This window comes from Mesorhizobium sp. WSM4832 (assembly GCF_055811115.1).
In genome coordinates this window covers 277,488-301,467 of sequence record NZ_JBVVQH010000006.1, presented here as the reverse complement: position 1 = coordinate 301,467, position 23,980 = coordinate 277,488, and the positions used below count along the sequence as shown (strand labels likewise).

The 23,980-nt window shown below is 64.8% G+C and carries 26 protein-coding genes and 1 pseudogene; 19 read left to right on the top strand and 8 right to left on the bottom strand.

Annotation, left to right across the window (positions count from 1 at the left end; all coding sequences use genetic code 11):
- Positions 1 to 80: 80 nt before the first annotated feature.
- Complete coding sequence (locus AC0L2L_RS11690) at positions 81 to 542, bottom strand: RidA family protein (RefSeq protein WP_473578440.1); 462 nt, start codon at positions 540 to 542, stop codon at positions 81 to 83.
- A 51-nt stretch (positions 543 to 593) separates the two neighbouring features.
- Here AC0L2L_RS11690 and AC0L2L_RS11685 point away from each other — a divergent pair, with 51 nt between their 5' ends.
- From AC0L2L_RS11685 to AC0L2L_RS11675, 3 genes are read left to right on the top strand one after another with little or no spacing between them, the layout of a single operon-like run.
- Complete coding sequence (locus tag AC0L2L_RS11685) at positions 594 to 806, top strand: hypothetical protein (RefSeq protein WP_473578438.1); 213 nt, start codon at positions 594 to 596, stop codon at positions 804 to 806.
- Complete coding sequence (locus AC0L2L_RS11680) at positions 778 to 1,143, top strand: YciI family protein (RefSeq protein ID WP_473578436.1); 366 nt, start codon at positions 778 to 780, stop codon at positions 1,141 to 1,143. Before AC0L2L_RS11685 ends, AC0L2L_RS11680 begins: the two co-directional genes overlap by 29 nt.
- 12 nt (positions 1,144 to 1,155) lie before the next feature.
- Positions 1,156 to 2,403, top strand: a complete 1,248-nt coding sequence (locus AC0L2L_RS11675) for an RNA polymerase sigma factor (protein WP_473578435.1) — start codon at positions 1,156 to 1,158, stop codon at positions 2,401 to 2,403.
- Between the two features lie 261 nt (positions 2,404 to 2,664).
- Here AC0L2L_RS11675 and cysK read toward each other — a convergent pair whose 3' ends face one another.
- From cysK to hrcA, 5 genes are all read right to left on the bottom strand, one after another.
- The gene (gene cysK, locus AC0L2L_RS11670) at positions 2,665 to 3,645 is read right to left on the bottom strand and encodes a cysteine synthase A (protein ID WP_473578433.1); all 981 of its coding nucleotides are present in this window, start codon (positions 3,643 to 3,645) and stop codon (positions 2,665 to 2,667) included.
- Positions 3,646 to 3,833: 188 nt separating this feature from the next.
- Complete coding sequence (locus AC0L2L_RS11665; RefSeq protein WP_473578432.1) at positions 3,834 to 4,451, bottom strand: LysE family translocator; 618 nt, start codon at positions 4,449 to 4,451, stop codon at positions 3,834 to 3,836.
- A gap of 356 nt (positions 4,452 to 4,807) precedes the next feature.
- On the bottom strand, positions 4,808 to 6,148 hold the full coding sequence (locus AC0L2L_RS11660; RefSeq protein WP_473578430.1) for a PQQ-dependent sugar dehydrogenase: 1,341 nt from the start codon (positions 6,146 to 6,148) through the stop codon (positions 4,808 to 4,810).
- Between the two features lie 122 nt (positions 6,149 to 6,270).
- Entirely contained in the window at positions 6,271 to 6,468 is a 198-nt protein-coding gene (locus tag AC0L2L_RS11655) for a hypothetical protein (RefSeq protein ID WP_027169622.1), read from the bottom strand.
- A gap of 22 nt (positions 6,469 to 6,490) precedes the next feature.
- The gene (gene hrcA, locus AC0L2L_RS11650; RefSeq protein WP_027169621.1) at positions 6,491 to 7,573 is read right to left on the bottom strand and encodes a heat-inducible transcriptional repressor HrcA; all 1,083 of its coding nucleotides are present in this window, start codon (positions 7,571 to 7,573) and stop codon (positions 6,491 to 6,493) included.
- A gap of 195 nt (positions 7,574 to 7,768) precedes the next feature.
- Between hrcA and rph the strand changes: the two genes are divergently transcribed.
- The 7 genes and pseudogenes from rph (at position 7,769) to AC0L2L_RS11615 (ending at position 12,338) form a co-directional block, all read left to right on the top strand.
- Positions 7,769 to 8,485, top strand: a complete 717-nt coding sequence (rph, locus tag AC0L2L_RS11645; protein ID WP_027169620.1) for a ribonuclease PH — start codon at positions 7,769 to 7,771, stop codon at positions 8,483 to 8,485.
- A 185-nt stretch (positions 8,486 to 8,670) separates the two neighbouring features.
- Positions 8,671 to 9,081, top strand: coding sequence for a VOC family protein (locus AC0L2L_RS11640; RefSeq protein ID WP_473578429.1), 411 nt, complete (start codon positions 8,671 to 8,673; stop codon positions 9,079 to 9,081).
- Positions 9,081 to 9,743, top strand: a complete 663-nt coding sequence (rdgB, locus tag AC0L2L_RS11635; protein ID WP_473578428.1) for an RdgB/HAM1 family non-canonical purine NTP pyrophosphatase — start codon at positions 9,081 to 9,083, stop codon at positions 9,741 to 9,743. The genes AC0L2L_RS11640 and rdgB overlap by 1 nt, the downstream gene beginning before the upstream one ends.
- Positions 9,740 to 10,912 (top strand): radical SAM family heme chaperone HemW, encoded by a 1,173-nt coding sequence (gene hemW, locus AC0L2L_RS11630; RefSeq protein ID WP_473578427.1) that lies wholly within the window; start codon positions 9,740 to 9,742, stop codon positions 10,910 to 10,912. Before rdgB ends, hemW begins: the two co-directional genes overlap by 4 nt.
- A 95-nt stretch (positions 10,913 to 11,007) precedes the next feature.
- Positions 11,008 to 11,328: a hypothetical protein gene (locus tag AC0L2L_RS11625; protein ID WP_473578425.1), complete on the top strand. Its 321-nt coding sequence runs from the start codon at positions 11,008 to 11,010 to the stop codon at positions 11,326 to 11,328.
- Between the two features lie 36 nt (positions 11,329 to 11,364).
- Positions 11,365 to 11,463 (top strand): annotated as a pseudogene (locus tag AC0L2L_RS11620) (arsenate reductase/protein-tyrosine-phosphatase family protein); the annotation flags it as partial.
- 212 nt (positions 11,464 to 11,675) lie between these two features.
- Positions 11,676 to 12,338 (top strand): outer membrane protein, encoded by a 663-nt coding sequence (locus AC0L2L_RS11615; RefSeq protein WP_473578423.1) that lies wholly within the window; start codon positions 11,676 to 11,678, stop codon positions 12,336 to 12,338.
- Between the two features lie 74 nt (positions 12,339 to 12,412).
- Here AC0L2L_RS11615 and AC0L2L_RS11610 read toward each other — a convergent pair whose 3' ends face one another.
- Positions 12,413 to 12,601 carry a hypothetical protein gene (locus tag AC0L2L_RS11610; RefSeq protein WP_473578421.1) on the bottom strand — a complete coding sequence of 63 codons (189 nt, stop codon included), beginning with the start codon at positions 12,599 to 12,601 and terminating at the stop codon, positions 12,413 to 12,415.
- A 126-nt stretch (positions 12,602 to 12,727) separates the two neighbouring features.
- Here AC0L2L_RS11610 and rsmI point away from each other — a divergent pair, with 126 nt between their 5' ends.
- Positions 12,728 to 13,657: a 16S rRNA (cytidine(1402)-2'-O)-methyltransferase gene (gene rsmI / locus AC0L2L_RS11605; RefSeq protein ID WP_473578419.1), complete on the top strand. Its 930-nt coding sequence runs from the start codon at positions 12,728 to 12,730 to the stop codon at positions 13,655 to 13,657.
- Positions 13,650 to 14,027 (top strand): YraN family protein, encoded by a 378-nt coding sequence (locus AC0L2L_RS11600; protein ID WP_473578417.1) that lies wholly within the window; start codon positions 13,650 to 13,652, stop codon positions 14,025 to 14,027. The genes rsmI and AC0L2L_RS11600 overlap by 8 nt, the downstream gene beginning before the upstream one ends.
- Positions 14,028 to 14,247: 220 nt before the next feature.
- On the opposite strand, the gene AC0L2L_RS11595 is transcribed toward AC0L2L_RS11600, so the two are convergent.
- Entirely contained in the window at positions 14,248 to 15,054 is an 807-nt protein-coding gene (locus AC0L2L_RS11595) for an undecaprenyl-diphosphate phosphatase (RefSeq protein WP_473578415.1), read from the bottom strand.
- 372 nt (positions 15,055 to 15,426) lie between these two features.
- On the opposite strand from AC0L2L_RS11595, the gene AC0L2L_RS11590 reads away from it, so the two are divergent.
- The 7 genes from AC0L2L_RS11590 (at position 15,427) to dapB (ending at position 23,954) form a co-directional block, all read left to right on the top strand.
- Positions 15,427 to 16,119 carry a glutathione S-transferase family protein gene (locus tag AC0L2L_RS11590; protein ID WP_027169611.1) on the top strand — a complete coding sequence of 231 codons (693 nt, stop codon included), beginning with the start codon at positions 15,427 to 15,429 and terminating at the stop codon, positions 16,117 to 16,119.
- Complete coding sequence (gene queG / locus AC0L2L_RS11585; protein ID WP_473578413.1) at positions 16,100 to 17,251, top strand: tRNA epoxyqueuosine(34) reductase QueG; 1,152 nt, start codon at positions 16,100 to 16,102, stop codon at positions 17,249 to 17,251. The genes AC0L2L_RS11590 and queG overlap by 20 nt, the downstream gene beginning before the upstream one ends.
- Positions 17,252 to 17,264: 13 nt before the next feature.
- A complete protein-coding gene (locus AC0L2L_RS11580) occupies positions 17,265 to 18,170 on the top strand; it encodes an SDR family oxidoreductase (protein WP_473578411.1) in 906 nt (301 codons plus the stop codon).
- Between the two features lie 72 nt (positions 18,171 to 18,242).
- Positions 18,243 to 19,325 (top strand): penicillin-insensitive murein endopeptidase, encoded by a 1,083-nt coding sequence (mepA, locus tag AC0L2L_RS11575; RefSeq protein WP_473578409.1) that lies wholly within the window; start codon positions 18,243 to 18,245, stop codon positions 19,323 to 19,325.
- Positions 19,326 to 19,898: 573 nt separating this feature from the next.
- Complete coding sequence (locus AC0L2L_RS11570) at positions 19,899 to 20,918, top strand: glucokinase (protein WP_473578408.1); 1,020 nt, start codon at positions 19,899 to 19,901, stop codon at positions 20,916 to 20,918.
- A 346-nt stretch (positions 20,919 to 21,264) separates the two neighbouring features.
- The gene (locus AC0L2L_RS11565; RefSeq protein ID WP_473578406.1) at positions 21,265 to 23,136 is read left to right on the top strand and encodes an ABC transporter ATP-binding protein; all 1,872 of its coding nucleotides are present in this window, start codon (positions 21,265 to 21,267) and stop codon (positions 23,134 to 23,136) included.
- Positions 23,133 to 23,954 carry a 4-hydroxy-tetrahydrodipicolinate reductase gene (dapB, locus tag AC0L2L_RS11560; RefSeq protein ID WP_473578404.1) on the top strand — a complete coding sequence of 274 codons (822 nt, stop codon included), beginning with the start codon at positions 23,133 to 23,135 and terminating at the stop codon, positions 23,952 to 23,954. The genes AC0L2L_RS11565 and dapB overlap by 4 nt, the downstream gene beginning before the upstream one ends.
- The last annotated feature ends 26 nt before the right edge of the window (positions 23,955 to 23,980 follow it).

Here is a 23,980-nt window from a genome sequence, read left to right as displayed (position 1 = left end):
GCCAACCTGCAATTGCAGTCATTAGACGAACGGTTAAGACAGCGAAAACCGCTCAAACCCGTCTGTTCCGGCTACAAACCTCAATCCGGCAGCGCCGCGACTGCGACGATCTCGATGACGATATCGGGCTGAGCAAGGGCAGCAACGCCGATCACCTCCGAGGGCGGCGGGTTGTTGTAGCTGCAGTGCTTGGGACAATGCTCGGCAAAGAACTCGTCCAGCACGTCCAGGCGGAAATTGGGCGAGCCGAGAACGCCGCCGTCGGGAAACGGCCCTCTGACAAAGAAGGTCAGCCTGATCAGATGTTCGAGACCGCTGCCGAGATCCTCAAGATCCGATTTGATGTTGCCGAGCACCGCGCGCCACTGCGCCGCCGCATCGCCGGCAAAGCCGCCGCCCTTCTTGCCCATCGGATCGTAATCGTCGGATGTCGCCGTATTTCCGCACAGGTAGACGGTGCCCTTCGCGCCGCTGACGACCGTTCCTTTTCCCCACGGCATCAGCCGGCCGTTCTTGAATTTCTTGTGGGTCACGAGTTCCATTCTCTTCTCCATCGCCCGCGATCTGCCCGATCCGGAGAAAAGGATAGGGCTATGAGCTACCGCTGCCAGTATTCAGGCATTCCCACGATCGGGCGTGGCTGCCTGGAAAGCCTGGTCCTTGCGCAATCCGGCGACGAAGACGAAAGATTTTCGCGGCGCCTGTCGAAATCGGTCGATGCCGCACGACATGGGTCGGCACGCGACGAAGCGGCCTTCAAGGAAACGGGAGAAGACCATGCGATACATGCTTTTGATCTACAATGATGAAGCCGCGATGGCGAACGTTCCGAAAGAGCAGACCCAGCAGGTACTCGCGGCCTACGGCGCCTATACCGAGGCGCTGAAGAAATCCGGCGCGTGGCTGGCCGGCGACAGGCTGCGCCCGACCCAGGCATCCACCTCGGTGCGGCTGGCCGGCGGCAAGACCAATGTGCTCGACGGCCCCTATGCCGACACCAAGGAGCAGCTCGCCGGCTTCTACATGATCGAGGCGGCCGACATCGACACGGCGATCGAATGGGCGGCGCGCTGCCCGGCGGCGAGCAGCGGCACGGTCGAGGTGCGGCCGATCTGGGAAATGGAAGAGTACGTAACCGCGTAGCGAGCCGCTGTGATGGATGATCGCTCGGAGATCGCGCGGGCGGCGGCCGAAGCGGCCGCCCGGCACAGCTACGGCAAGCTGGTCGCCTGGCTCGCGGCCCGCACGCGCGACGTCGCCGGCGCCGAGGACGCGCTGGCCGACGCCTTCGCGGCGGCGCTCGAACGCTGGCCGCGAAGCGGCGTACCGGCGCAGCCCGAAGCGTGGCTGCTGGCGGTGGCGCGCCGGCGCGACGTGGACGCCGTGCGGCGGCGGCTGACCGGCGAGGCGGCCCGCGATCACCTGAAGCTGATCGCCGAAGAAATGGAGGCGCGCATGAGCGGCGGGGACCTGCCCGACGACAGGTTGCGGCTGATGTTTGCCTGCGCCCATCCGGCGATCGAGCCGAGCGTGCGGGCGCCGCTGATCCTGCAGACGATCCTCGGCTTCGATGCCGCGACGATCGCCTCGGCCTTCCTGGTATCGCCGGCGACGATGGGCCAGCGGCTGGTGCGGGCCAAGGCGCGCATCCGCGAAACCGGCATCCCGTTCCGCGTGCCGGAACAGGCGGAGCTCGGCGACCGGCTGGGCGCCGTGCTGGAGGCGATCTACGCCACCTTCGCCGAAGGCTGGTCGGATCCGACCGGCACCGACAGCCGGCGGCGCAACCTCGCCACCGAAGGCATCTGGCTCGGCCGGCTGGTCGCCTCGCTGATGCCGGGCGAGCCGGAGGCGCTCGGGCTGCTGGCGCTGATGCTTTTCGCCGAGGCGCGCCGCTCGGCGAGACGCGGCCCGGAAGGAGACTTCGTGCCTTTAGCCAATCAGGATATCGCGCTCTGGGACGACGGCCTGATCGACGAGGCCGAAGCCTTGCTCGTGCGCGCCGCGCAAAGGGAAATCATCGGCCGCTACCAGCTGGAGGCCGCCGTGCAGTCCGCCCATACGGCGCGCCGGCGCGGCAGCGGCACCGACTGGGCGGCGATCCGCCAGCTTTATGATGCGCTGCAGGCCGTGGCCGGCTCACCGGTGGTGGCGATCAACCGCGCCGTGGCGATCGCCGAAACCGAGGGCGCCCCGGCTGGACTGGCGGCGCTTTACGTGCTGGGCGACGACAAGCGCCTGCAGGACTACCAGCCCTATTGGGCCGCCCGCGCCGGGCTGCTGGCAAGGCTCGGCAATATCAAGCATGCCGCCGAGGCCTACGACCAGGCGATCGGCCTCGAGCGCGATCCGGCCCTGCGGCGTTTCCTGCAAGGCGAGAAGGCGAAGCTCGCCAGGAAGTAGAGCAATGCCTTGGAGATTGGCTGAAGCCTCCCCAACCTCGTCATTCTAGGGCGGAGCAAGGAGCGGAGCGACGCGCGCAGACCCTAGAATCCATGCCGTCACGTTGGCCGAAGGATGCAAACGGCACAGAATTCTGCACCGTTGCGGCGCGTCGAAGTCACGGAATGGATCCTCGGGTCTGCGCGCGTCGCTCCGCTCCTTGCTCCGCCCGTGGATGACGACCGTAAGGGCGGCTGAAGCAACCTTCGAGGCGCAGCGCGCCTAGGCCCCCAGGCCGTCGAACAGGATGGTCGAGAGATAGCGCTCGGCGAAGGAGGGGATGACGACGACGAGGTTCTTGCCCTTGTTCTCGGGTCGCGAGCCGACAATGATCGCGGCCTGCAGTGCCGCGCCCGACGAGATGCCGACCGGCACGCCTTCGAGGCGGGCGACGAGGCGGGCATTGGCGACCGAATCCTCGTTCGAGACCCTGACGACCTCGTCATAGATCGAGGTATCGAGGATTTTCGGGGCGAAGCCGGCGCCGATGCCCTGGATCTTGTGCGGGCCGGGCTGGCCGCCCGACAGCACCGGCGAGGCCTCAGGCTCGACGGCCACGACCTGCAGCGACGGCTTGCGCTTCTTCAGCACCTGGCCGACGCCGGTGATGGTGCCGCCGGTGCCGATGCCGGCAACGAAGATATCGACCTCGCCATTGGTGTCGTTCCAGATCTCCTCGGCCGTGGTGCGGCGATGGATCTCCGGATTGGCCGGATTCTCGAACTGCTGCGGGATGATGGCGTTGGGCAGCGTGGCGGCGAGCTCGTCGGCCTTGGCGATGGCGCCCTTCATGCCTTTCGGCCCTTCGGTCAGCACCAGCTCGGCGCCGAGCAGCGCCAGCATCTTGCGGCGCTCGACCGACATGGTCTCCGGCATGGTGAGGATCAGCTTGTAACCCTTGGCGGCGGCGGCGAAGGCGAGCGCGATGCCGGTGTTGCCGGAGGTCGGCTCGATCAGCGTCGTCTTGCCGGGCGCAATCTTGCCGGCCTCCTCCAGAGCCTCGATCATGGCAACGCCGATGCGGTCCTTGACCGAAGCGATCGGGTTGAAGAATTCGAGCTTGGCCATCAGGTTGGCGACGACGCCCTTCTCCTTGGCGAACTTGTCCAGCCTGACCAGCGGCGTGTCGCCAATCGTCTCCGTGATCGAGTTGAAGACGCGGCCGCGGCCGGGCACGCGCGCGGAGGTGACGGGCTTGTTCATTGGTTCGCTCCCAAGGCAATGGCACAGGCAAAACAGAATAGGGCTTTCAGCCCTGCAAGATAGGCTGAGGTTTGAAAATATCCGAGTGGGGCGGTTGCTGAAAAGCACCCCAAGCCGGAAATGCATTTTCCGCTGCGGCAGGTTTCAGGAATAGTTTGGCCGAAATCCGGGACGGTTGAGATTGGAGCCTATTGACGTGCCGCTATGGCCGCGGCCGCTCCCATCATGAAGCCGGCGGCGGTGCGGTTCAGCACCTTCAGCGCACGCGGCGATTTCAGGAACCAGCGCGCCTTGGCGGCTAAAGCCAGATAAGGCACCAGCACCACGAACAGCACCACCACGGTAAGCGCCACGAGGATGGCGTAGTCGGCAAGCGTGATCGTCTTCAGGTCGACAATGGTCGGCGTGATGGCGAGATAGAAGATCATCGTCTTCGGGTTGCCCAACGTCACCGTCAGCCCGGCGATGAAGCTCGACACCAGCCCGCCCTTGGCGTTGCGCGCCTCGATGTTCTCAGGCGTGATGCCGCCGGTCCAGAAGCGCCAGGCAAGGAAGGCGAGATAGGCGACGCCGGCCCATTTGATGGCCAGGAAAACCATGCCGAAGGTCTGGGCGACGAAGGCGAGCCCGAGCACCACGGCGGTGAGATAAGTGAGATCGCCGAGCATCAAGCCGAACGACATGGCGAGCGACGAGCGAAAGCCGGAACCGAGCGCGCGGGCGACAAGCGCCGTGACGCCCGGACCAGGAATGGCGGCGGCGACGCCGAGCGCGGCGCTGTAGGCAAGGAATCCGGTGAGTGTCATGGTTCAGGCCTGGCGTATGATTCCCCGAAGGGATCGATGAGGAGCGGGGCTTTTATCATGATGCCGGATCGACGGGAATTCCCTCACAGCGGGATTCGTTGCGCCAGCTCGGCCGGCATTTTGGCCGGTCGCGACGACGACCCAGGATTGGCCGAAACGGCCCAACCTCGTCATTCTATGGCGGAGCAAGGAGCGAAGCGACGCGCGCAGACCATAGAATCCATGCCGTGACGTCAAGGCGTTGCAACTGTGCAGAATTCTGCTCCGCTGCGCCCTCGATCAGGTCACGGAATGGATCCTCGGGTCTGCGCTCCGCTTCGCGTCGCTCCGCCCGTGGATGACGAGGTCACGAACAGCTACCCACCGTGCGTAATGCGCCAGACGGTGCCGTTGCCGTCCTCGGTGAGGATCAGCGCGCCATCCCTGGCCACCGCCACCCCGACCGGCCGGCCCCAGACTGCGTCGTCGGCAATGACGAAGCCGGTGGCGAAATCCTCATATTCGCCTGTCGGCTTGCCGTCCTTGAACTTCAGCCGCACCACCTTGTAGCCGGTGCGCATATCGCGGTTCCAGGAGCCGTGGAGGGTGACGAAGGCGTCGCCCTTGTAGTCAGCAGGGAAATTGGCGCCGTCGTAGAAGGCGATGTTGAGCGGCGCCGAATGGGCCTGCATCAGCACGTCGGGCATCGTGACCTTGCCGGCGAGATCGGGCCGCGCGCGCTTGTGGCGCGGGTCCTCATTGTCGCCGATATAATACCAGGGCCAGCCGTAGAAGGCGCCTTCCTTCACCGCGGTGGCGTATTCGAAGGGGGTGTTGTCGCCAAGCTCGTCGCGCTCGTTGACGACGCACCAGAGCGCGCCGGTCGCAGGCTGCACGGTCATGCCGGAGCAGTTGCGCAGGCCGGTGGCGACCATCCTGCGGTTGTTGCCGTCGGGATCGAAGGCGAGCACGTCGGCGCGGCCTTGTTCCGCGCCCCAGGCCTCGCCCAGCGGCTGCGACTTCGCCCACTCCTCCACACCGCCTTTCGGCCTGGCGCCCATATCCTCGGCGATGTTGGAGCCGGAGCCGACCGACAGATAGAGCGTCTTGCCGTCGGGCGAGAAGGCGATGTCGCGCGTCCAGTGGTGGCTGGCGGGGACTTTGGCCACGATTGTTTCCGGCTTGCCGGACGCTTCCAGGTCGCCGTCGCGATACGGGAAGCGGACGACGCTGTTGCTGTTGGCGACATAGACCCATTGCGGCTTGTTGCCCGGCGGATAGAAGGCGATGCCGTAAGGCCGGGTCAGGCCCTTGGCGAAGATCGACGTCTCGGCGGGCTTCGCGCTGCCTTCGGCAAGGCGGTAGACGCGGACCTGGCTCGCCAGGCTGTCGGCGACGAAGAGGTCGCCGTTCGGCGCCACGCGCACGACGCGGGGACTGTCGATGCCCGACGCGATCAGCTCGGCGGAGAAGCCGGGCGGCAGGATCGGTTTCGCATCCTCGGGGCGCTCGGCGACGTCGCCGCCGTTCGAAGCGGACTCCGTCACATAGGGTTTCGGCAAATCCTGCGGCTTCAGCAGCCTGCGCACGCCCGGACGGTCGGCCTTCCAGTCGCCGAACGCTTTCTCGCCGCCGAGCAGGGGTTGACCGGCCTGCTGCGCAAAGGCGCCGCCGGCAAGAACCAGCGCGAGGCCCGCAAGGCCGGCGATCCGCATCATGGCTGTTCTCCGTCGTCCGTCAACGCGCCTCAATCGATCGAGCGCTTGCTAACAGCAAATATTGGCCAAGCGATCTAAAAGAGAAGCAAGCGCACGCGGATTTGACGGCGGATCACCGAGGCTCAGGCCTCTTCGATATCCAGATCGTCGTCGAGGCGCTTTTCCAACTCGACGAGGTCTGCCGGCAAGGGCAGGCCCATGGCGCGCAGCTCCCTCAGCTTCTCGCGCAGCTGTTCCTGGATCTCATGATCATCCTCGGGCTGGTTCACCATTTCCTCGAGCAGCAGACTGATCTGGGCCTTCAGCGATTCTAGCGCCATTTTCTTACCCCCTTGAGGAACTCTAGCGGAGCATGCGCGAAATGAGCTGCGCCGTATAGTCGACCATCGGTACGATACGCGCGTAGTTCAGCCGCGTCGGTCCGATGACCCCCAGCGCGCCGATGACGCGGGCATCCTTGTCGCGATAGGGCGCGACGACCAGCGACGAGCCGGACAGCGAAAACAGCTTGTTTTCCGAGCCGATGAAGATGCGCACGCCCGGCCCTTCCTCGGCGAGGTCGAGAAGTTGCAGCAGCCCGTCCTGCGTTTCCAGGTCCTCGAACAGATGGCGCAGCAATTCCAGATCGGCCTGGGCGGTGACGTTTTCCAGCAGGTTGGCGCGGCCGCGCACGATGAGACGCGCCGGCAGGCCGCTTTCGGCGCCCGCCCAGACCGCGAGACCTTTCTCGACCAGGTCCTGCGACAGCGTATCGAGCGCCGCCTTGGTCTCGTCCTTGACGCGCGAGATCTCGATCCGCGCCTCGGCCAGCGTGCGGCCGCGAATATGGGCGTTGAGGAAGTTCGAGGCCTCGTGCAGTTGCGAGACGGTGATGCCGGCGGGCAGGTCGACGACGCGGTTTTCGACATCGCCGTTCTGCGACACCAGCACGGCAAGCGCCTTGGTGGGCTCGAGCTGGATGAATTCGATGTGCTTCAGCGCCACCTCGTTCTTGGAGGCGAGCACGAGGCCGGCGCCGCGCGACATGCCGGACAGCATCTGGCTGGCTTCGGTCAGCATATGCTCCAGCGTCGCGCCCGGACCCGAAGCGCGCACCTGCGCTTCGATGACACGGCGCTCCTCGTCGGACAGGTCGCCCAGCTCCATGAAGGCATCGACGAAGAAGCGCAGGCCCGTCTGGGTCGGCAGCCGCCCGGCGGAAATATGCGGCGCGTAGATGAGGCCGAGATGCTCAAGGTCGCTCATCACGTTGCGGATGGTGGCGGGCGACAGCGACGACGGCAGGATGCGCGACAGGCTGCGCGAGCCGACCGGCTCGCCGTCGCGCAGATAGGAATCGACAATCCGCCGGAAAATATCGCGCGAGCGCATGTCGAGTGACTGAAGTACCGGCGACTGCGACGTCGGATCGACTGGTTTGTTCATTCCGGCGAAAAACCTCCTACCGAAAGATATAGACTTAAGCCATGCTGGCGCAACCCAGTGCCGCGCTTGCGGTCACAGTGCCGCGCTTGCGGTCACCCGGCCGTTTTTTCTTGCGCCGCCCTTTTCCTTTGCGACTTGGGCTGCATGCGTCTACAAGCCGGCCACGATTCCGGAACCGAGAAGAAAGCAGGCCGAATGCGCCCCTCCAAACGCCAAGCCGACGAAATGCGCGCCATCTCCTTCGAGCGTGGCGTCTCCAAGCATGCCGAGGGTTCGTGCCTGGTGAAATTCGGCGATACGCATGTCCTGTGCACGGCGAGCCTGGAGGAAAAGGTGCCGGCCTGGATGCGCAATTCCGGCAAGGGCTGGGTGACGGCCGAATACGGCATGCTGCCGCGCTCGACCGGCGAGCGCATGCGGCGCGAGGCCTCCGCCGGCAAGCAGGGCGGCCGCACGCTGGAGATCCAGCGGCTGATCGGCAGGAGCTTGCGCGCCGTGGTCGACCTGCAGGCGCTGGGCGAACAGCAGATCACCGTCGACTGTGACGTCATCCAGGCCGACGGCGGCACCCGCACCGCCTCGATCACCGGCGGCTGGGTGGCGCTCTACGATTGCCTGCGCTGGATGGAAGCGCGCCAGATGGTCAGCGTCGCCAAGGTGCTGAAGGACCATGTCGCGGCGATCTCCTGCGGCATCCATGACGGCCAGCCGGTCATCGATCTCGACTACCTCGAGGATTCCTCAGCCGGCACCGACGCCAATTTCGTCATGACCGGCAAGGGCGGCATCGTCGAGATCCAGGGCACCGCCGAGGGCGAGCCGTTTTCCGAGGAGCAGTTCGCGGCGCTGATGGGGCTGGCCAAGAAGGGTATTTCGCGGCTGGTGAGCCTGCAGCAGATGGCGGTGGCGTAGGGGTTTCCAATGCCGAGCCTAGGCCCCCCTCTCTGGCCTGCCGGCCATCTCCCCCTCAAGGGGGGAGATTGGGTGTCAAGACGGCTTTCGCCAATCACCAATGTTACAGGAGAGGCGCCGGCGCAGCCGCAGCTAATCTCCCCCCTTGAGGGGGAGATGCCCGGCAGGGCAGAGAGGGGGGCCTCGTGATACCCTCGGCAATCCTCGAATCCGCCCTCTACGTCACTGACTTGCAGGAAGCCGAAGCCTTCTACCGCGATATCCTCGGCCTTACCGTCCTCGGCAAGGTCGAAGGCCGCCACGTCTTCTTCCGCTGCGGCGACGGCGTGCTGCTTCTTTTCAACGCCGAGGCGACGAAAATCCCACCCGCGCCGGACGCCAGGCTGAAGGTGCCGCCGCATGGCACGGCCGGCGAAGGCCATCTCTGCTTTGCCGCAAGCGCCGACGAGATCGCCAAATGGCGCGGGCATCTGGCGGCAAGGAACATTGCCATCGAAAGCGATTTCGAATGGCCTCAAGGCGGACACTCGATCTATATCCGCGACCCGTCGGGCAATTCGATCGAGTTCGCCGAGCCAAGGATCTGGGGTTTCTGATGCATTCGCTCAACGGAAAGAAGATCGTCGTCGCCAGCCACAATCAAGGCAAGCTGCGCGAATTCGCCGACCTGATGGCGCCGTTCGGCTTCGAGGCGAAGTCGGCCAAGGAATACGGCCTGCCGGAGCCGGACGAGACCGGCACCACCTTCGAGGAGAATGCCTATATCAAGGCCTATGCGGCGGCCAAGGCCACCGGCCTGCCGGCGCTGTCGGACGATTCCGGCCTCTGCGTCGACGCGCTCGACGGCGCGCCGGGGGTCTACACCGCCAACTGGGCCGAGAAACCGGACGGCAGCAGGGATTTCGGCATGGCTATGCAGAAGACCGAAACGGCGCTGCAGGAAGCCGGCGCGACCGAGCCGGCGCAGCGCACCGGCCGCTTCGTCGCCGTCATCTGCCTGGCATTTCCGGACGGCGAGGCCGAATATTACCGCGGCGAGGCGGAAGGCACGCTGGTGTGGCCGCCGCGCGGCACGCTCGGCTTCGGCTACGATCCGGTGTTTTTGCCCAATGGCTTCGACAAGACCTTTGGCGAGATGAACGCGGAAGAAAAGCATGGCTGGAAGCCCGGCCAGGCAACCGCGCTTTCGCACCGCGCCCGCGCCTTCCAGAGATTCGCGCAAGCCCGGTTGGATTTGGCGCGATCGGGATCCGCATGAACCCGGTGACCATGCCGCTCGACCGCAGCCCCGGCTTCGGTGTCTATATCCACTGGCCGTTCTGCGCGGCCAAGTGCCCTTATTGCGACTTCAACAGCCACGTCCGCCACCAGCCGGTCGACCAGGAGCGTTTCGCCCGCGCCTTTGAGGCCGAGCTCAAGACCATGCGCGCCCGCACCGGGCCGCGCGAGGTGACCAGCATCTTCCTCGGCGGCGGCACGCCGTCGCTGATGAAGCCGGAAACGGTGGCGACCGTGCTGGAGGCTGTGGCCAGGAACTGGACGGTTCCGGCAGGCATCGAGGTGACGCTGGAAGCCAACCCGTCCTCGGTCGAGGCCGAGCGGTTCCGGGGCTATCGCGCCGCCGGCGTCAACCGCGTCTCGCTCGGCGTGCAGGCGCTGAACGACAAGGATTTGCGCTTCCTCGGCCGGCTGCACAATGTCGAGGAGGCGCTGCACGCCATCGGCCTCGCGCGCCAGATCTTTCCGCGGCTGTCCTTCGACCTGATCTACGCCCGGCCCGGCCAGACGCCGGAGGCGTGGGGAGCGGAACTGGAACAGGCGATCGGTTATGCCGTCGACCATCTTTCGCTCTACCAGCTCACCATCGAGGAGGGCACGCCCTTCCACGCGCTCTACGCGGCGCGCAAGTTCACGCTGCCCGACAACGACCACGCCGCCGACCTTTACGCGCTGACGCAGGAGGTGACGGCAGCGCATGGGCTGCCGGCCTATGAGATTTCCAACCACGCCCAGCCGGGCACCGAGAGCCGGCACAATTTGACCTACTGGCGTTATGGCGAATATGTCGGCGTCGGGCCGGGCGCGCATGGCCGTTTCGTCGAGAATGGCCGCCGCACGGTGACCATCGCGGAGAGGATGCCTGAGACCTGGGCCAATCTGGTCGAGGCCAAAGGGCACGGCATCACCGGCGGCGAGATTTTGACGCGCTCCGAGGAAGCCGATGAATTCCTGCTGATGGGCTTAAGGCTTGCCGAAGGCATCGACCTCCAGCGCTACGAGGCGCTCGCGGGGCGCGGCCTTTCGAGCGCGCGGCTGTCGGTGCTGCAGGAGGAAGGGCTGGTAGCGCCGGTCGGCAATGCCCGCCTGCGCGCCACGACCGCCGGCATGATCGTGCTTGACGCGGTGGTGGCGGATCTGGCGCGGTAGGTAAGCAGCCAACTGATTTGTCAGTCTGTTCGATGATGTTAGATATTTGGCTTGCCTAGCCGAATGCCATTTCCATACATCCAATGGGACCTGCAATGAAGTTCCTGATCCATGAGACGCTGCGGACTTTAAACACGGATGATGTTTTTGAGTTTGGATTGACCGAGATTTCGAAATCCCCTGAGGATCCCGATCTCTATGAAGCAGTGACCGTGTTCACCAGAAACCAAAAATCGAAGAAACATAAAACATCGGGCTTGAGCGAGTTTGACGTGCTACGCAACTTCATGACTTACGTCGGGATTAATTTAAGGGCAATCGCAAAGGACGACTCGATCGAGTTCGACTTGAACGGACTCACTCTGGATCAGTACATACCGCTTACGAAATCAATACGCGAGATTATGGACGAGTAACGCTGGTTTCCCCATCCATAGGAATATCTGTTAGCCTTGAACGTCCTTTTCGTCTGCAGCCAGAACCGCTTGCGCAGCCCCACCGCCGAGCAGGTGTTTTCCAGGCGGCGCGACATCGAGGTCGCGTCGGCCGGCATCATGGACCCGGAACTGGTGCGGTTGCTCGCATCCGGGCGAGGTTGTCGATAGCGAAGTGGAGTTGTCGGTTCAAAATTTGCTTACGGGGACACCGATACAGGGCTAAGCTTTTTCCTCCTTCCTGTGTCTGAAAAGTAACATCTTTGTGGTCATATGGCGATATTCTTAAGACGGTCGATTTCTGGATCAGAGCGCGTTTAGGGGATTCCATGCGAGCTTCCAATTTTGCCGTCCTGGCATCGCTTATTTTCGCAACTCCGGCGTTCGCTGCCGATCTTGCTGCCCAAACAACTGAGCCTGCACCCTATAGCTGGACCGGCTTTTACGTCGGTGCGAATGTTGGGGGGGCGTGGAATGATAGCAAGTGGACTGATTTTGGGGGACCTGAGTTCAACACGAACGGCAACGGTGTCGTTTATGGCGGCCAGATTGGATATAACTATCAAATCCAACAATTCGTGTTGGGCGTAGAAGCTGATTTCGACGGATCATCTGTCAAAGGTGATAATCAGTGCTCGACCGCGATCGGATCTGTTTGCAGAACGAAGCAGGACTGGCTTGCCTCGGTTCGAGGGCGCGCTGGTTATGCTTTTGATCGGCTGCTGATATATGGGACAGGCGGCATCGCCTTCACGAAGTATAAGTTCGATCAAATCACCCCACTTGATCAGTCATGGAATGGTGGTTCACGCACTGGCTGGACGGCTGGCCTTGGTGCTGAGTATGCCTTTTCGGACCACATCACGGCAGGCGTGGAGTGGAAGTATTACGATTTCGGGAAGAAGACGGGCGACGGAGGCATTAGTCCAACGTCAATCCGGTTCAATGAGACCGAAAACAGTGTTGTCGCCAAGGTGAACTACAAATTCTGAGCGGCTGCGCGAAATCAACAAAAGTTAGCAAACGCCGCGCGTCATCCGCGCGATGACTCTGGTGCCGCGACGTTTTAAGCGTCGTGCTTCTGGCGGTGCTTGCCGCGGGTCTTCTCGCCATGCGCCTCGCCGTCGCGGGCCGGCTTCTGGTCGGCCTTGTCGCGGCGCACGCCGTCCTGAGTGGCGATCGGATGTGGGGACATGCCCTCGCGGGCGGCCTTGCTTTCAAGTCGGCTGATGAAGATGTCGAAGCGATTGGGCATCGTCCGGTCCTGCCTCCTCCCGGGAATCAGGGGTTAAATTCGCCGTTGCCGGTTTCGTTCCTCACTATGGCAAAGGCATGGCGATTTCCTTACGTCGACCTCACGTTTTGCAACGAAGCGTCAGCCATGCCAAACAGGGCGGGTTATGAGGGGCATTCGGTGACCGGCGACAAACGCAGCTATGTGATCGGGCAGACCGAGATCGCGGCGCGGCCGCTTGCGCCGGCGCTCTATCTGGTCGCGACGCCGATCGGCAATCTGGCCGACATCACGCTGCGCGCGCTGGAGACGCTGGCCGGCGCCGACATCGTCGCCTGCGAGGACACGCGTGTGTCGCGCGTGCTGCTCGAACGCTACGGCATCCGCCGCCGCACCACGGCCTATCACGAGCATAATGCGCAAGAGGCCGGGCCGAAGCTGATCGAGGGGCTTGCCGCCGGGCAGAGCGTGGCGCTGATTTCGGACGCCGGCACGCCGCTGGTCTCCGATCCCGGCTACCGGCTGGTCGGCGAGGCGCTGGAGCGCGGCATCCGCGTTATCCCGATCCCCGGGCCTTCGGCGGCGCTTGCCGCGCTCACCGCATCCGGCCTGCCTTCCGATGCTTTCCTGTTCGTCGGTTTCTTGCCCACCAAGACGGGCCAGCGGCTGACCAAGCTGGAGACCTTCAGGCAGGTGCCGGCGACGCTGATCTTCTTCGAATCGCCGCGCCGGCTGGCCGAGACGCTTGGCGCCATGGTCGAGGCGCTGGGCGGCAGCCGCCGGGGCGCGATCGGGCGCGAGCTGACCAAGACATTCGAGGAGATGCGCACCGGAACGCTGGCCGAGCTTGCCGACCATTATGCGGCGGCCGACACGCCGAAGGGCGAGATCGTCATCTGCGTCGGCCCGCCCGAGGCGACGGAGGATCAGCCGGCAGACATCGACCGGCTGCTGTTGTCGCTTGCCGCCGAAATGCCGGCATCCAAGGCCGCGGCGGAAGCGGCGAAGATGACCGGCGGCCAGAAGCAGGCGCTTTACCGGCGACTCTTGGAACTGAAGGAAGGCGGCGGTGGCTGAGCGCACTGTCGGCCATCGCCGCAAAGCCTATCGGCGCGGCCATCGCGGCGAATGGCTGGCGGCGCTGGCGCTGATACTGAAGGGCTATCGGATCCTTGCCCGCCGCCACCGCACGAAACTCGGCGAGATCGACCTGATCGCCCGGCGCGGCGACCTCGTGCTGTTCGTCGAGGTCAAGGCGCGCCGCACGCTGATCGAGGCGATGGAAGCGATCGGGCATGAATCGGAACGGCGGATCGAGGGCGCCGCGGATTTGTGGCTGTCACGGCAGCCGGATTATGGGCGGTTGTCTATGCGTTTCGACATGGTGGCGGTGCTGCCCTGGCGCTGGCCGGTGCATGTCGAGAACGCGTTTTATGGGCGGGGTTGAGGGTTGCTCAACGGCGATAGGTTAGCGGGACAGCGCCCCCCTCTAGCCTGCCGGCCATCTCCCCCTCTTGGGGGGAGATCGATCTCACCGCCGCTTTCGCCAATCGCCAACACTGCAGGAAGAAAGCCGCCAGCGACGCTGCCAATCTCCCCCCAAGAGGGGGAGATGTCCGGCAGGACAGAGGGGGGCGCGAAGGAACTCTGCGCAGCTGTAGGAGGGCTCACCCCCAGATCATCAGTGCCACCAGCCCGACGCCGCCCACCACAAGCCGCCACCAGCCGAACAGCGAATAGCCGTTGCGCGAGACGTAATCGAGCAGGAAGCGCACGACGATCAGCGCAGTGACGAAGGCGGCGATGAAGCCGATTGCGATGATCGGCAAATCGGCCGAGGTCAGCACGTTGCGGTTCTTGTAGAGGTCGAAGGCGAAGGCGCCGACCATGGTGGGCATGGCGAGGAAGAAGGAGAATTCCGCCGCCGCGCGCTTGTCGACGCCCATCAGTAGCGCGCCGACGATGGTCGAGCCGGAGCGCGAGGTGCCGGGGATAAGCGACAGGCACTGGAAGAGGCCGATCTTGAGGTAAAGGCCGGTCGGGAAGCGCGAGACGTCGTGGTGGACCGGCTTGAAGTTGATGCGGTCGACGACGAGCAGCACCACGCCGCCGATGATCAGCATGATGCAGATCAGCCGCGGCGATTCGAACAGGATGGTCTTGATGAAATCATGCGCGAGCGCGCCGATGACCGCGGCCGGCAGGAAGGCGATGAGGATGCCGATGACGAAATGCCGGGTCTGCGGGTCGCTGGGCAGCTTGACGGCCATCTGCCAGAGCTTGCTGAAATAGACGCTGAGGATGGCCAGGATGGCGCCGAGCTGGATCAGGATCTCGAAGGCCTTGCCGGTGGAATGGAAGCCGAGGAAATGGCCGGCAAGCAGGATATGGCCGGTCGAGGACACCGGGATGAACTCGGTCAGGCCCTCCAGCAGCCCAAGCAGCAGCGCTTCGACGATGGTCTGACTTTCCATGGCAACCTCTGCTTTTGAATGACGGCTGGAGCATGATGCCGAAAAGTGTGAAGCGGTTTTCGAACGACATCGTGCTCCCAAGGGAAGGGCTTGCTTGTCACGGGGCGGAAGTCCCCCTATAGGTCGCACACCATGACAGTCCCTGGAATCGGGCGGCCAAGACTTACCGGCGCCGTTAACGATTCGCCAGTGTGGCAATCCGGAATTCGCCGTACCTCGGAGCAGCGCAATGTGCGAATTCCGGATTCTGAGCCACACTGTCAACTTTAAGTTCTAGTGTGGTTTTGGATTTGAAGTTCCTGGACGCTGATGCCATTGAGGGTACAGGAACTTCAAATCCACCACACTAGTGCGCCTTATCATCGCGGAACCATGCTGACGCTTTTCCATCATCCCATGTTCGCCACCTGCCGCTTCGTGCGCCTCGCCTTCGGCGAGTATGGCGAGGAACTGGCGCTGATCGAGGAAAAGCCGTGGACGCGGCGCAAGGAGTTCCTGGCGCTGAACCCGGCCGGCACGCTGCCGATCCTGCTTGCCGAAGGCGACGTGCCGATCGTCGGCGCGATGGTGATCGCCGAATATCTCGACGAGACGCGAGGCGTCTTGAAGCGCGACAAGCGGCTGTTCGCCGAGGACCCGATGCAGCGCGCCGAAATCCGCCGGCTGACCGACTGGTATCTGAACAAGGCCGAGAGCGAGGTGACCCGCCATCTGGTGCGCGAGCGCGTGCTGAAGCCGGTCATGCCGGAAACCGCCGGCGGCGGCTCGCCGGATTCGGCGGCGATCCGCGCCGCGCGCGCCAACATCCGCCAGCACATGAAATACACCAACTGGCTGGCCGGCACGCGCCATTGGCTGGCCGGCAACAAGGTGACCTATGCCGATTTGGCAGCGGCGGCGACGCTTTCGGTGCTCGATTATCTCGGCGAGATCGACTGGCGCGAGCATGCCGCCGCGCGCGAATGGTACACGCGGGTGAAATCACGGCCGGCCTTCAGGCCGCTGCTCTCCGACCGGGTGCGCGGCCTGTCGCCGGTATCGCATTATGCGGACCTCGACTTCTGATAAACTGCGCGCGCTGATCGACGCGGAGGCGCGCCGCGCCGGCTTCGACGCGGTCGCGGTGACCCGGCCGGACGCGATCCCGTTGGCGCCGGCAAGGCTGGCGGAATTCCTTGCCGACGGTTTCCACGGCTCGATGGAGTGGATCGCCGAGACGGTTCGACGGCGAGCCGAACCATCGACGCTGTGGCCGGAAGTCCGCTCGATCATCGTCCTGGCGATGAATTACGGCCCGGACCACGATCCGCGCGATATCCTGGCAAAACGCGAGCGCGGCGCGATCTCGGTCTATGCGCAGAACCGCGACTACCACGACGTGATGAAGGGCCGGCTGAAGGAGATCGCCGGCAAGATCGTCGCGCGCGCCGGCGGCGACGTGAAGGTGTTCGTCGACACGGCGCCGGTCATGGAAAAGCCGCTGGCGGAAGCGGCGGGGATAGGCTGGCAGGGCAAGCACACCAATCTGGTGAGCCGCGCGCATGGTTCATGGCTGTTCCTCGGCACCATCTTCACGACCGCCGAACTGGAACCGGACAAAGCCGAAATCGATCATTGCGGCTCCTGCCGCGCCTGCCTGGACATCTGCCCGACCGATGCATTCCCCGCGCCTTACCGGCTCGACGCGCGGCGCTGCATTTCCTACCTCACCATCGAGAACAAAGGGCCGATCCCGCGCGAGTTCCGGGAAAAGATCGGCAACCGCATCTATGGCTGCGACGACTGTCTCGCCGTCTGCCCGTGGAACAAGTTCGCAAGTGCTGCCTCGGAGGCGAAGCTTGCCGCGCGCGCGGATTTGCGCGAGCCGCCGCTTTCGCAGCTGTTGCTTCTCGACGATGCGGCGTTCCGGGCCTTCTTCTCCGGCTCGCCGGTCAAGCGCATCGGCCGCGACCGTTTCATCCGCAACGTGCTGATCGCCGCCGGCAATTCCGGTGATGCTTCCCTGGCGCCCATCGTTCGTGGCCTGCTTGGCGACGCCTCGCCGCTGGTGCGGGGTGCGGCAATCTGGGCCCTGTCGCGGCTGCTCTCCGACCGCGAATTTGGCGACCTTGCCGCCACGGCTTCGAAGACCGAAACCGATGCGGCGGTCCGAGAGGAATGGCTGGCGGCGCCGGCACGTTCCGTGAAGGCCGATTGATGGGAGCTCCCTGATGGACGAAAGACGCTTCTTGATCTTCGGCGCCGGCTATTCCGGCAAGGCTTTCGCGCGGGCCAACGAGCGGCGCGCGCCGGTGCTTGGCACGACCCGGGCACCGGAAAAATTCGAAGCGCTGAGATCGGCCGGCATCGAGCCCCTGCAGTTCGACGGCGCGCTGTCGCCCCAGCTCAGCGATGCGCTGGCAAGGACGACGCATCTCATAGTCTCGATCGCTCCCGACGAAGCCGGCGATCCGGTGCTCAATGCCGCCGGCGAAGCGCTGCGGGAAAAGATGCCGGCGCTGGAATGGATCGGCTATCTTTCCACCGTCGGCGTCTATGGCGACCACGGCGGCGCCTGGGTGGACGAGACCAGCGATTGCAAACCGGTGTCGAAGCGCTCGGTGATGCGGGTGGCGGCCGAACGGGAATGGCTTACGCTTGGCCGCGAGATCGGGAAACCGGTGGCGATCCTGCGTCTGTCGGGCATTTACGGGCCGGGCCGCAACGCGCTGGCCAATCTCGAGGAGGGAACGGCGCGGCGGCTGGTCAAGCCCGGCCAGGTGTTCAACCGCGTCCATTGCGACGACATCGCCGGCGCGCTTCGGCTTTTGGCCGACAACAATCTCGGCGGGATCTTCAACGTCACCGACGACGAGCCGGCGCCGCCGCAGGATGTCGTCACCTATGCCGCCGGGCTGATGGGCGTCGAGCCGCCGCCCGAAATTGCCTTCGAGACCGCCCAACTTTCGCCCATGGCGCGGTCTTTCTATGGCGAGAACAAGCGCGTCGCCAACAACGCAATCAAGGCGGCCGGCTATCGCTTCCGCTTCCCGAACTATCGGGTGGCGCTGGAGCGGATGTGGGCCGAGGGCAATTGGCGGGACGGAGAGCCGCGCAGCCCCATGAAAGGCACATGATCGAAGCGCGGCGCGCGACATGGTATGATTCGGCCCAATGCCGAGGGCCGACTTGAGGGGGAACCCAGCCCGATGAAATTGCGATCGTTGCCCGAGAAGAAGCCGTTCCTGACAGCCGCGCTGGCGCTGGTGACACTGGCCGCGCTGGCGGCTGCGGCCATTTCAGCCGAGCCCCGCGCGAAGGACCTGTTCGGCGCCCGAAAGCTGCCGGCCGTGGCACGCGCGCAATCCTTCGGCTTCTACTCCAAGGGCTGCTTCACCGGCGGCGTGGCGCTGCCGATGGACGGTCCGACCTGGGAAGTGATGCGCCCCTCGCGCAACCGCCGCTGGGGCCATCCGGCGATGATCGCGCTGATCGAAAAACTGTCGCGCGATGCCGCCGCCGACGGCTGGCCCGGGCTTCTGATCGGCGACGTTTCGCAGCCGCGCGGCGGGCCGATGATGACCGGCCATGCCTCGCACCAGATCGGGCTGGACGCCGACATCTGGCTGACGCCGATGCCGAAGCGGCCGCTGACCACGGCGCAGCGCGAGACCATGAGCGCGACGCTGATGGTCGACGAGAAGACGCATCTGGTGAAGGACGCGCTGTGGACGCCGCAGCACACAAGGCTGCTCAAGCGCGCGGCGAGCTATGCGGAGGTCGAGCGCATCCTGGTCAATCCCGGCATCAAGAAGAAGCTTTGCGACACCGTCACCGGCGACCGTACCTGGCTGCGCAAGATCCGGCCGTTCTGGGGCCATGACTATCATTTCCATATGCGCATCGGCTGCCAGCCGGGTTCGCCCTTCTGCAAAGGGCAGGAAACGACGCCGGACGACGACGGCTGCGGCAAGCCGCTTGCCTGGTGGTTCACCGAGGAGCCGTGGCGGCCGAACAAGAACCCGGACGCGCCCAAGGCCCGCGACCTGATGACGATGGCAAACCTGCCGAAGCAATGCCAAGACGTGCTCAACGCGCCGGATGCGCCCTCGCTGGAGGCGGTCACCTATCAGGGCGGCGGCGCCGCCGCGGTCGCCGTGGCCGAGCCGCAGCCGACCGAGCCGGTTGAAACGATTTCCAGCGGCAAAGCGGCAATGCCAGCAGCGGCGAGCGCCTTCGCGCCGACGCCAAAGATCGGCATCCCGCTGCCAGGGCCGAGACCGGGGAACTAGTGGCACTGCACAGGGATTCTGACTCGGTCGGCTCTGTTTGCGTTGGCAGGCGGCATGCCTTGGAGATTGGCCGAAATGCCCATCGCGATCGTCATTCCAGGGCGGAGCAGGAGCGAAGCTCCGTCGCGAAGACCCTGGAATCCATTCCGTTATCTTCGCCAAGGCGTGCAACGGAGCAAAATTCTGCACCGTGGCGGCGCTCCCAGGCCACGGCATGGATTCTATGGTCTGCGCCGCGTCGCTTCGCTCCTTGCTCCGCCATAGAATGACGATGTTGGGTTGCGCTTATTTCACGCAAATGACTGGAAAATCCTGCACCAAGACAAACGGCAGCCTTTCAAAATCCCTGTGTCGGGAAACTAGTGCGTTTCACCGTTCACGGAAACGACGCAACGCCCTATCTCTTTGCTTTGACGCAATTCCGGACGGAAAGCTCCGGCAAGCGCCGAGCCTAACCGCTCACACTTTCCTGGAATTGCCCTAAGGCGCAAGCGGGCTTCCCCTTTGCGGGGTCATGCGCTAGTCAATCGATTGAAATGGCGCCGTGGCGCCGCAACGAGGACGATCAAGAGCATGGCAGGCGAAGACGAGAAGGGACTGCGGTTTCCGGTCCTGATCGGCGATATTGGCGGCACCAATGCGCGCTTCTCGATCGTGCTCGACGCCAATTCGGAAGCGACCGAGCCGCAGATCGTCCAGACCGCCAATTTCGCCACCATCGACGAGGCGATCCAGGCGGCGGTGCTCGACCGCTCGTCCATCCAGCCGAATTCGGCGGTGCTGGCGGTGGCGGGCCCGGTCGACGGCGACGAGATCCGCCTCACCAATTGCCCCTGGGTGGTCAAACCCCACCAGATGTTTGCCAATCTGGCCTTAAGCGAAGTCGTGGTGCTCAACGATTTCGAGGCGCAGGCGCTGGCGGTGGTGGCGCTGGGCGAAGAGCATATGGAGAAGATCGGCGGCGGCACGCCGGAGCCCAATGCGAGCCGCGTCGTGCTCGGCCCCGGCACCGGGCTCGGCGTCGCCGGGCTGATCTACGCGCTCAACCACTGGATCCCGGTGCCGGGCGAGGGCGGCCATATGGATATCGGCCCGCGCACGCCACGCGATTTCGAGGTGTTCCCGCATATCGACAAGCTAGAAGGCCGCATTTCCGGCGAGCAGATCCTGTGCGGACGCGGGCTGGTCAATGTCTATCGCGCCGTGGCCAAGGCTGACGCCAGGCCGGCGCCTTTCACCACGCCGGCAGAGGTCACCGCGGCGGCGCTCGCCAAATCCGACCGGATAGCGGAGGAGGCGCTGGCGCTGTTCGTCACCTGCCTCGGCCGCACCGCCGGGGACCTGGCGCTGGTGTTCATGGGCCGCGGCGGCGTCTTCCTCACCGGCGGCATCGCGCAGAAAATCGTGCCGGCGCTGAAAGCCGGCAATTTCCGCGCCGCCTTCGAGGACAAGGCGCCGCACAGCGCGCTGATGCGCGAAATGCCGGTCTATGTCATCACCCACCCGCTGGCGGCGCTGCTCGGGCTCGCCGCCTATGCCAGGACGCCTACCCTGTTCGGCGTGCAGACGGCGGGGCGGCACTGGCGGGTGTGAGGCTGGACGAAGCTCCGTCGCGGAGACCTGTCTGAAAGGACGGCGCGAGGCCCCCCTCTCTGTCCTGCCGGACATCTCCCCCTCAAGGGGGGAGATTGGCAGCTTCGGCGCGTCGCTCGATCTTGCGACGTTGGCGATTGGCGAAAGCCGCGGTGACGTCCGATCTCCCCCCTTGAGGGGGAGATGGCCGGCAGGCCAGAGAGGGGGGCCTGGCGCCGGCCTCTGAAATTGAACGTTCTTCGGCGATGCCGCGACGAAGTTTCGCCATAGGCAAGCCGTAGCCGGGGCGCTAAGAGGGTGCCGAAAAGCCGCCCTGTCCGACGAGAACCCACGAAGCGCCCCTGATTTGACTGTCCAAACTTCCCTCAAACTGAAAGTCCAGCCCGCCGAGGTCAGTGCGGTGTTGCGCCGCATCCTGGCTGAAAACGGCAAGGAATATCGCTGGACCTATGTCGTTGCCGTCGCCTGCCTGCTGATTGTTTCCGGCACCACCGCCTTCACGGCGTGGATCATGGCCCCGATGATCAACCAGATCTTCTACGAACGGCGCAGCGACATGATCGTCTGGATCTGCGCCGGTTTCATGGGCGCCTCCCTGCTGCGCGGCTTCGCCGGCTACGGCCAGGCACTGGCGCTGGCCAGGATCGGCAACAATCTGGTCGCCCGCTACCAGAAGCGCAGCTTCGACCATCTGATGAAGCTCGGCGTCAACTTCTTCAACGAGACCCGTTCCGGCCGGCTGGCGGCGCAGGTCAACGAGAATGTCGGCGGCATTCGTGACCTGCTGTCGCTGACACTGACCTCCATCAGCCGCGACGCGGTCTCGCTCGTCGCCCTTGTCGGCGTGATGATCTACCAGGATCCGGTGTTGTCGCTCAGCTCGCTGCTGATCGGGCCGCCGCTGATCTGGGCGGTCATCTACATCACCCGCCGGCTGCGGCGGATCAACCGGGAATCCGTGCTGATCAACTCGCAGCTGAACGGGTCGGTGCAAGAGGCAACGCAAGGCATCGCCATCGTCAAGGCCTTCACCCTGGAGGAGGAGCTGGCGCGCCGCATCGGCATCATGGCCGATACGGCCGAACAGCGTAACAACAAGATCGCCCGCGTCTCCGAGCGGCTATCGCCGATTTCCGAGATTCTGGGCGGCCTCGCCATTACCGCCGTGCTTGCCTATTCCGGCTATCGGGCGCTGGTGCTTGGACAGCCGCCGGGCGCGGTGTTTTCCTTCATCACCGCGCTGATTATGGCCTACGACCCGGCGAGACGCCTGGCGCGCACGCAGGTCGGCATGGAACGTGCCCTGGTCAACGCCCGCATGATCTACGAGCTGCTCGACCTCGAGCCGAAGCAGAGTGACGCCCCCGACGCGGTCGAGGCGAAGGTCACCACCGGCGAGGTGCGCTTCAACAATGTGACGTTCGGCTACAACGCCGACACGCCGGTGCTGAGGGATCTGAGCTTTACCGCCGCGGCCGGCAAGGTCACGGCCATCGTCGGCGCCTCGGGCGCCGGCAAGTCGACGATGGTGGCGCTGCTGCAGCGCTTCTACGACGTCGACCACGGCAGCATCGAGGTCGATGGCCAGGATATTGCCAAGGTGACCACACATTCGCTGCGCCAATCGATCGCCTATGTGGCGCAGGCGCCCTATCTGTTCGAGGGCACGATTCGCGACAACATCCGCTACGGCCGGCTCTCGGCCACCGACGCCGAGATCGAGCAGGCGGCGAAACTGGCCGCCGCCGACGAGTTCATCCGCCAGCAGCCACAGGGCTACGACACGCCGGTCGGCGAAGGCGGCTCGACGCTTTCCGGCGGCCAGCGCCAGCGCGTCTCGATCGCCCGCGCCATCGTGCGCCAGGCGCCGATCCTGCTGCTCGACGAAGCGACCTCGGCGCTCGACAATGAGGCGGAGGCGCGCGTCCAGGAAGCGCTGACCCATGTCATGGAAGGCCGCACCACCATCGTCATCGCGCACCGGCTGTCGACGGTGGTCAATGCCGACCACATCATCGTGCTGGAAGAGGGGCGGCTGGTCGAGGAAGGCACGCATGCCTCGCTGATGGCCGACCCGCACAGCATCTATGCCCGCTTCCACCGGATACAGGGCAAGAAAGGGCTGGGGCTTGTCGACGACGTCAAGCCAAGCCAAACTTCGGGCCAAACTCCCGCGCCGCGCAGCCGCGCCAAGAAGACCGTCAGGAGAAGCGCATGAGCGAAGCAGGCGATATGGGCCTGGTGGTGGTCGGCGCCGCCGGCCGCATGGGCCAGACGCTGATCCGCGCCATCCACACCATGCCCGGTGCGCGTGTCGCCGCCGCGGTCGAGCGGCCGGACTCGGCCCATCTCGGCAAGGATGCCGGCGAGATCGCCGGCATCGGCATCATCAACGTGCCGATCGTCGACGATCCGCTGCCCGCCTTCGCCAAGGCCGACGGCGTGCTCGATTTCACCGCACCCGCGGCAAGCGTCGAATTCGCCGGCTATGCCGCGCAGGCGCGCATCGTCCATGTCATCGGCACCACCGGCTGCTCGGCCGACGACAATGCCAGGATCTCCGCCGCGGCGCGCCATGCCACGATCGTCAAATCCGGCAATATGAGCCTCGGCGTCAATCTTCTGGCGGTGCTGGTCGAGCAGGCCGCGAAGGCGCTGGAGGCCGACGATTTCGACATCGAGATCCTGGAAATGCACCACCGGCACAAGGTCGACGCGCCGTCCGGCACGGCGCTGCTGCTCGGCGAGGCGGCGGCGAAGGGGCGCGGCATCGATCTTTCCGGCAGCAGCGTGCGGGTGCGCGACGGCCATACCGGGGTGCGCAAGACGGGCTCGATCGGCTTCGCCACGCTGCGCGGCGGCTCCGTCGTCGGCGACCACTCAGTGATCCTTGCCGGCACCGGCGAGCGCATCACGCTTTCCCACCATGCCGAGGACCGGGCGATCTTCGCGCGCGGCGCCGTCAAGGCGGCGCTCTGGGCGCGTGGTAAAAAGCCCGGACTTTATTCCATGCGGGACGTGCTCGGCCTGAGCTGATCCTTATCCAACATTTATAGGAGCTG

Excerpts from the sequence above, each read along its gene's own strand:
- AC0L2L_RS11680 (WP_473578436.1), top strand. The coding sequence starts at position 778 with ATGCGATACATGCTTTTGATCTACAATGATGAAGCCGCGATGGCGAAC.
- AC0L2L_RS11610 (WP_473578421.1), bottom strand. The coding sequence starts at position 12,601 with ATGCCCAATCGCTTCGACATCTTCATCAGCCGACTTGAAAGCAAGGCC.
- rdgB (WP_473578428.1), top strand. The coding sequence starts at position 9,081 with ATGCATTCGCTCAACGGAAAGAAGATCGTCGTCGCCAGCCACAATCAA.
- AC0L2L_RS11690 (WP_473578440.1), bottom strand. The coding sequence starts at position 542 with ATGGAACTCGTGACCCACAAGAAATTCAAGAACGGCCGGCTGATGCCG.
- rsmI (WP_473578419.1), top strand. The coding sequence starts at position 12,728 with ATGCCAAACAGGGCGGGTTATGAGGGGCATTCGGTGACCGGCGACAAA.
- hrcA (WP_027169621.1), bottom strand. The coding sequence starts at position 7,573 with ATGAACAAACCAGTCGATCCGACGTCGCAGTCGCCGGTACTTCAGTCA.
- AC0L2L_RS11615 (WP_473578423.1), top strand. The coding sequence starts at position 11,676 with ATGCGAGCTTCCAATTTTGCCGTCCTGGCATCGCTTATTTTCGCAACT.
- AC0L2L_RS11625 (WP_473578425.1), top strand. The coding sequence starts at position 11,008 with ATGAAGTTCCTGATCCATGAGACGCTGCGGACTTTAAACACGGATGAT.
- rph (WP_027169620.1), top strand. The coding sequence starts at position 7,769 with ATGCGCCCCTCCAAACGCCAAGCCGACGAAATGCGCGCCATCTCCTTC.
- hemW (WP_473578427.1), top strand. The coding sequence starts at position 9,740 with ATGAACCCGGTGACCATGCCGCTCGACCGCAGCCCCGGCTTCGGTGTC.
- AC0L2L_RS11675 (WP_473578435.1), top strand. The coding sequence starts at position 1,156 with ATGGATGATCGCTCGGAGATCGCGCGGGCGGCGGCCGAAGCGGCCGCC.
- dapB (WP_473578404.1), top strand. The coding sequence starts at position 23,133 with ATGAGCGAAGCAGGCGATATGGGCCTGGTGGTGGTCGGCGCCGCCGGC.
- AC0L2L_RS11685 (WP_473578438.1), top strand. The coding sequence starts at position 594 with ATGAGCTACCGCTGCCAGTATTCAGGCATTCCCACGATCGGGCGTGGC.
- queG (WP_473578413.1), top strand. The coding sequence starts at position 16,100 with ATGCGGACCTCGACTTCTGATAAACTGCGCGCGCTGATCGACGCGGAG.
- AC0L2L_RS11660 (WP_473578430.1), bottom strand. The coding sequence starts at position 6,148 with ATGATGCGGATCGCCGGCCTTGCGGGCCTCGCGCTGGTTCTTGCCGGC.
- cysK (WP_473578433.1), bottom strand. The coding sequence starts at position 3,645 with ATGAACAAGCCCGTCACCTCCGCGCGCGTGCCCGGCCGCGGCCGCGTC.
- AC0L2L_RS11595 (WP_473578415.1), bottom strand. The coding sequence starts at position 15,054 with ATGGAAAGTCAGACCATCGTCGAAGCGCTGCTGCTTGGGCTGCTGGAG.
- AC0L2L_RS11570 (WP_473578408.1), top strand. The coding sequence starts at position 19,899 with ATGGCAGGCGAAGACGAGAAGGGACTGCGGTTTCCGGTCCTGATCGGC.
- mepA (WP_473578409.1), top strand. The coding sequence starts at position 18,243 with ATGAAATTGCGATCGTTGCCCGAGAAGAAGCCGTTCCTGACAGCCGCG.
- AC0L2L_RS11590 (WP_027169611.1), top strand. The coding sequence starts at position 15,427 with ATGCTGACGCTTTTCCATCATCCCATGTTCGCCACCTGCCGCTTCGTG.
- AC0L2L_RS11665 (WP_473578432.1), bottom strand. The coding sequence starts at position 4,451 with ATGACACTCACCGGATTCCTTGCCTACAGCGCCGCGCTCGGCGTCGCC.
- AC0L2L_RS11580 (WP_473578411.1), top strand. The coding sequence starts at position 17,265 with ATGGACGAAAGACGCTTCTTGATCTTCGGCGCCGGCTATTCCGGCAAG.
- AC0L2L_RS11655 (WP_027169622.1), bottom strand. The coding sequence starts at position 6,468 with ATGGCGCTAGAATCGCTGAAGGCCCAGATCAGTCTGCTGCTCGAGGAA.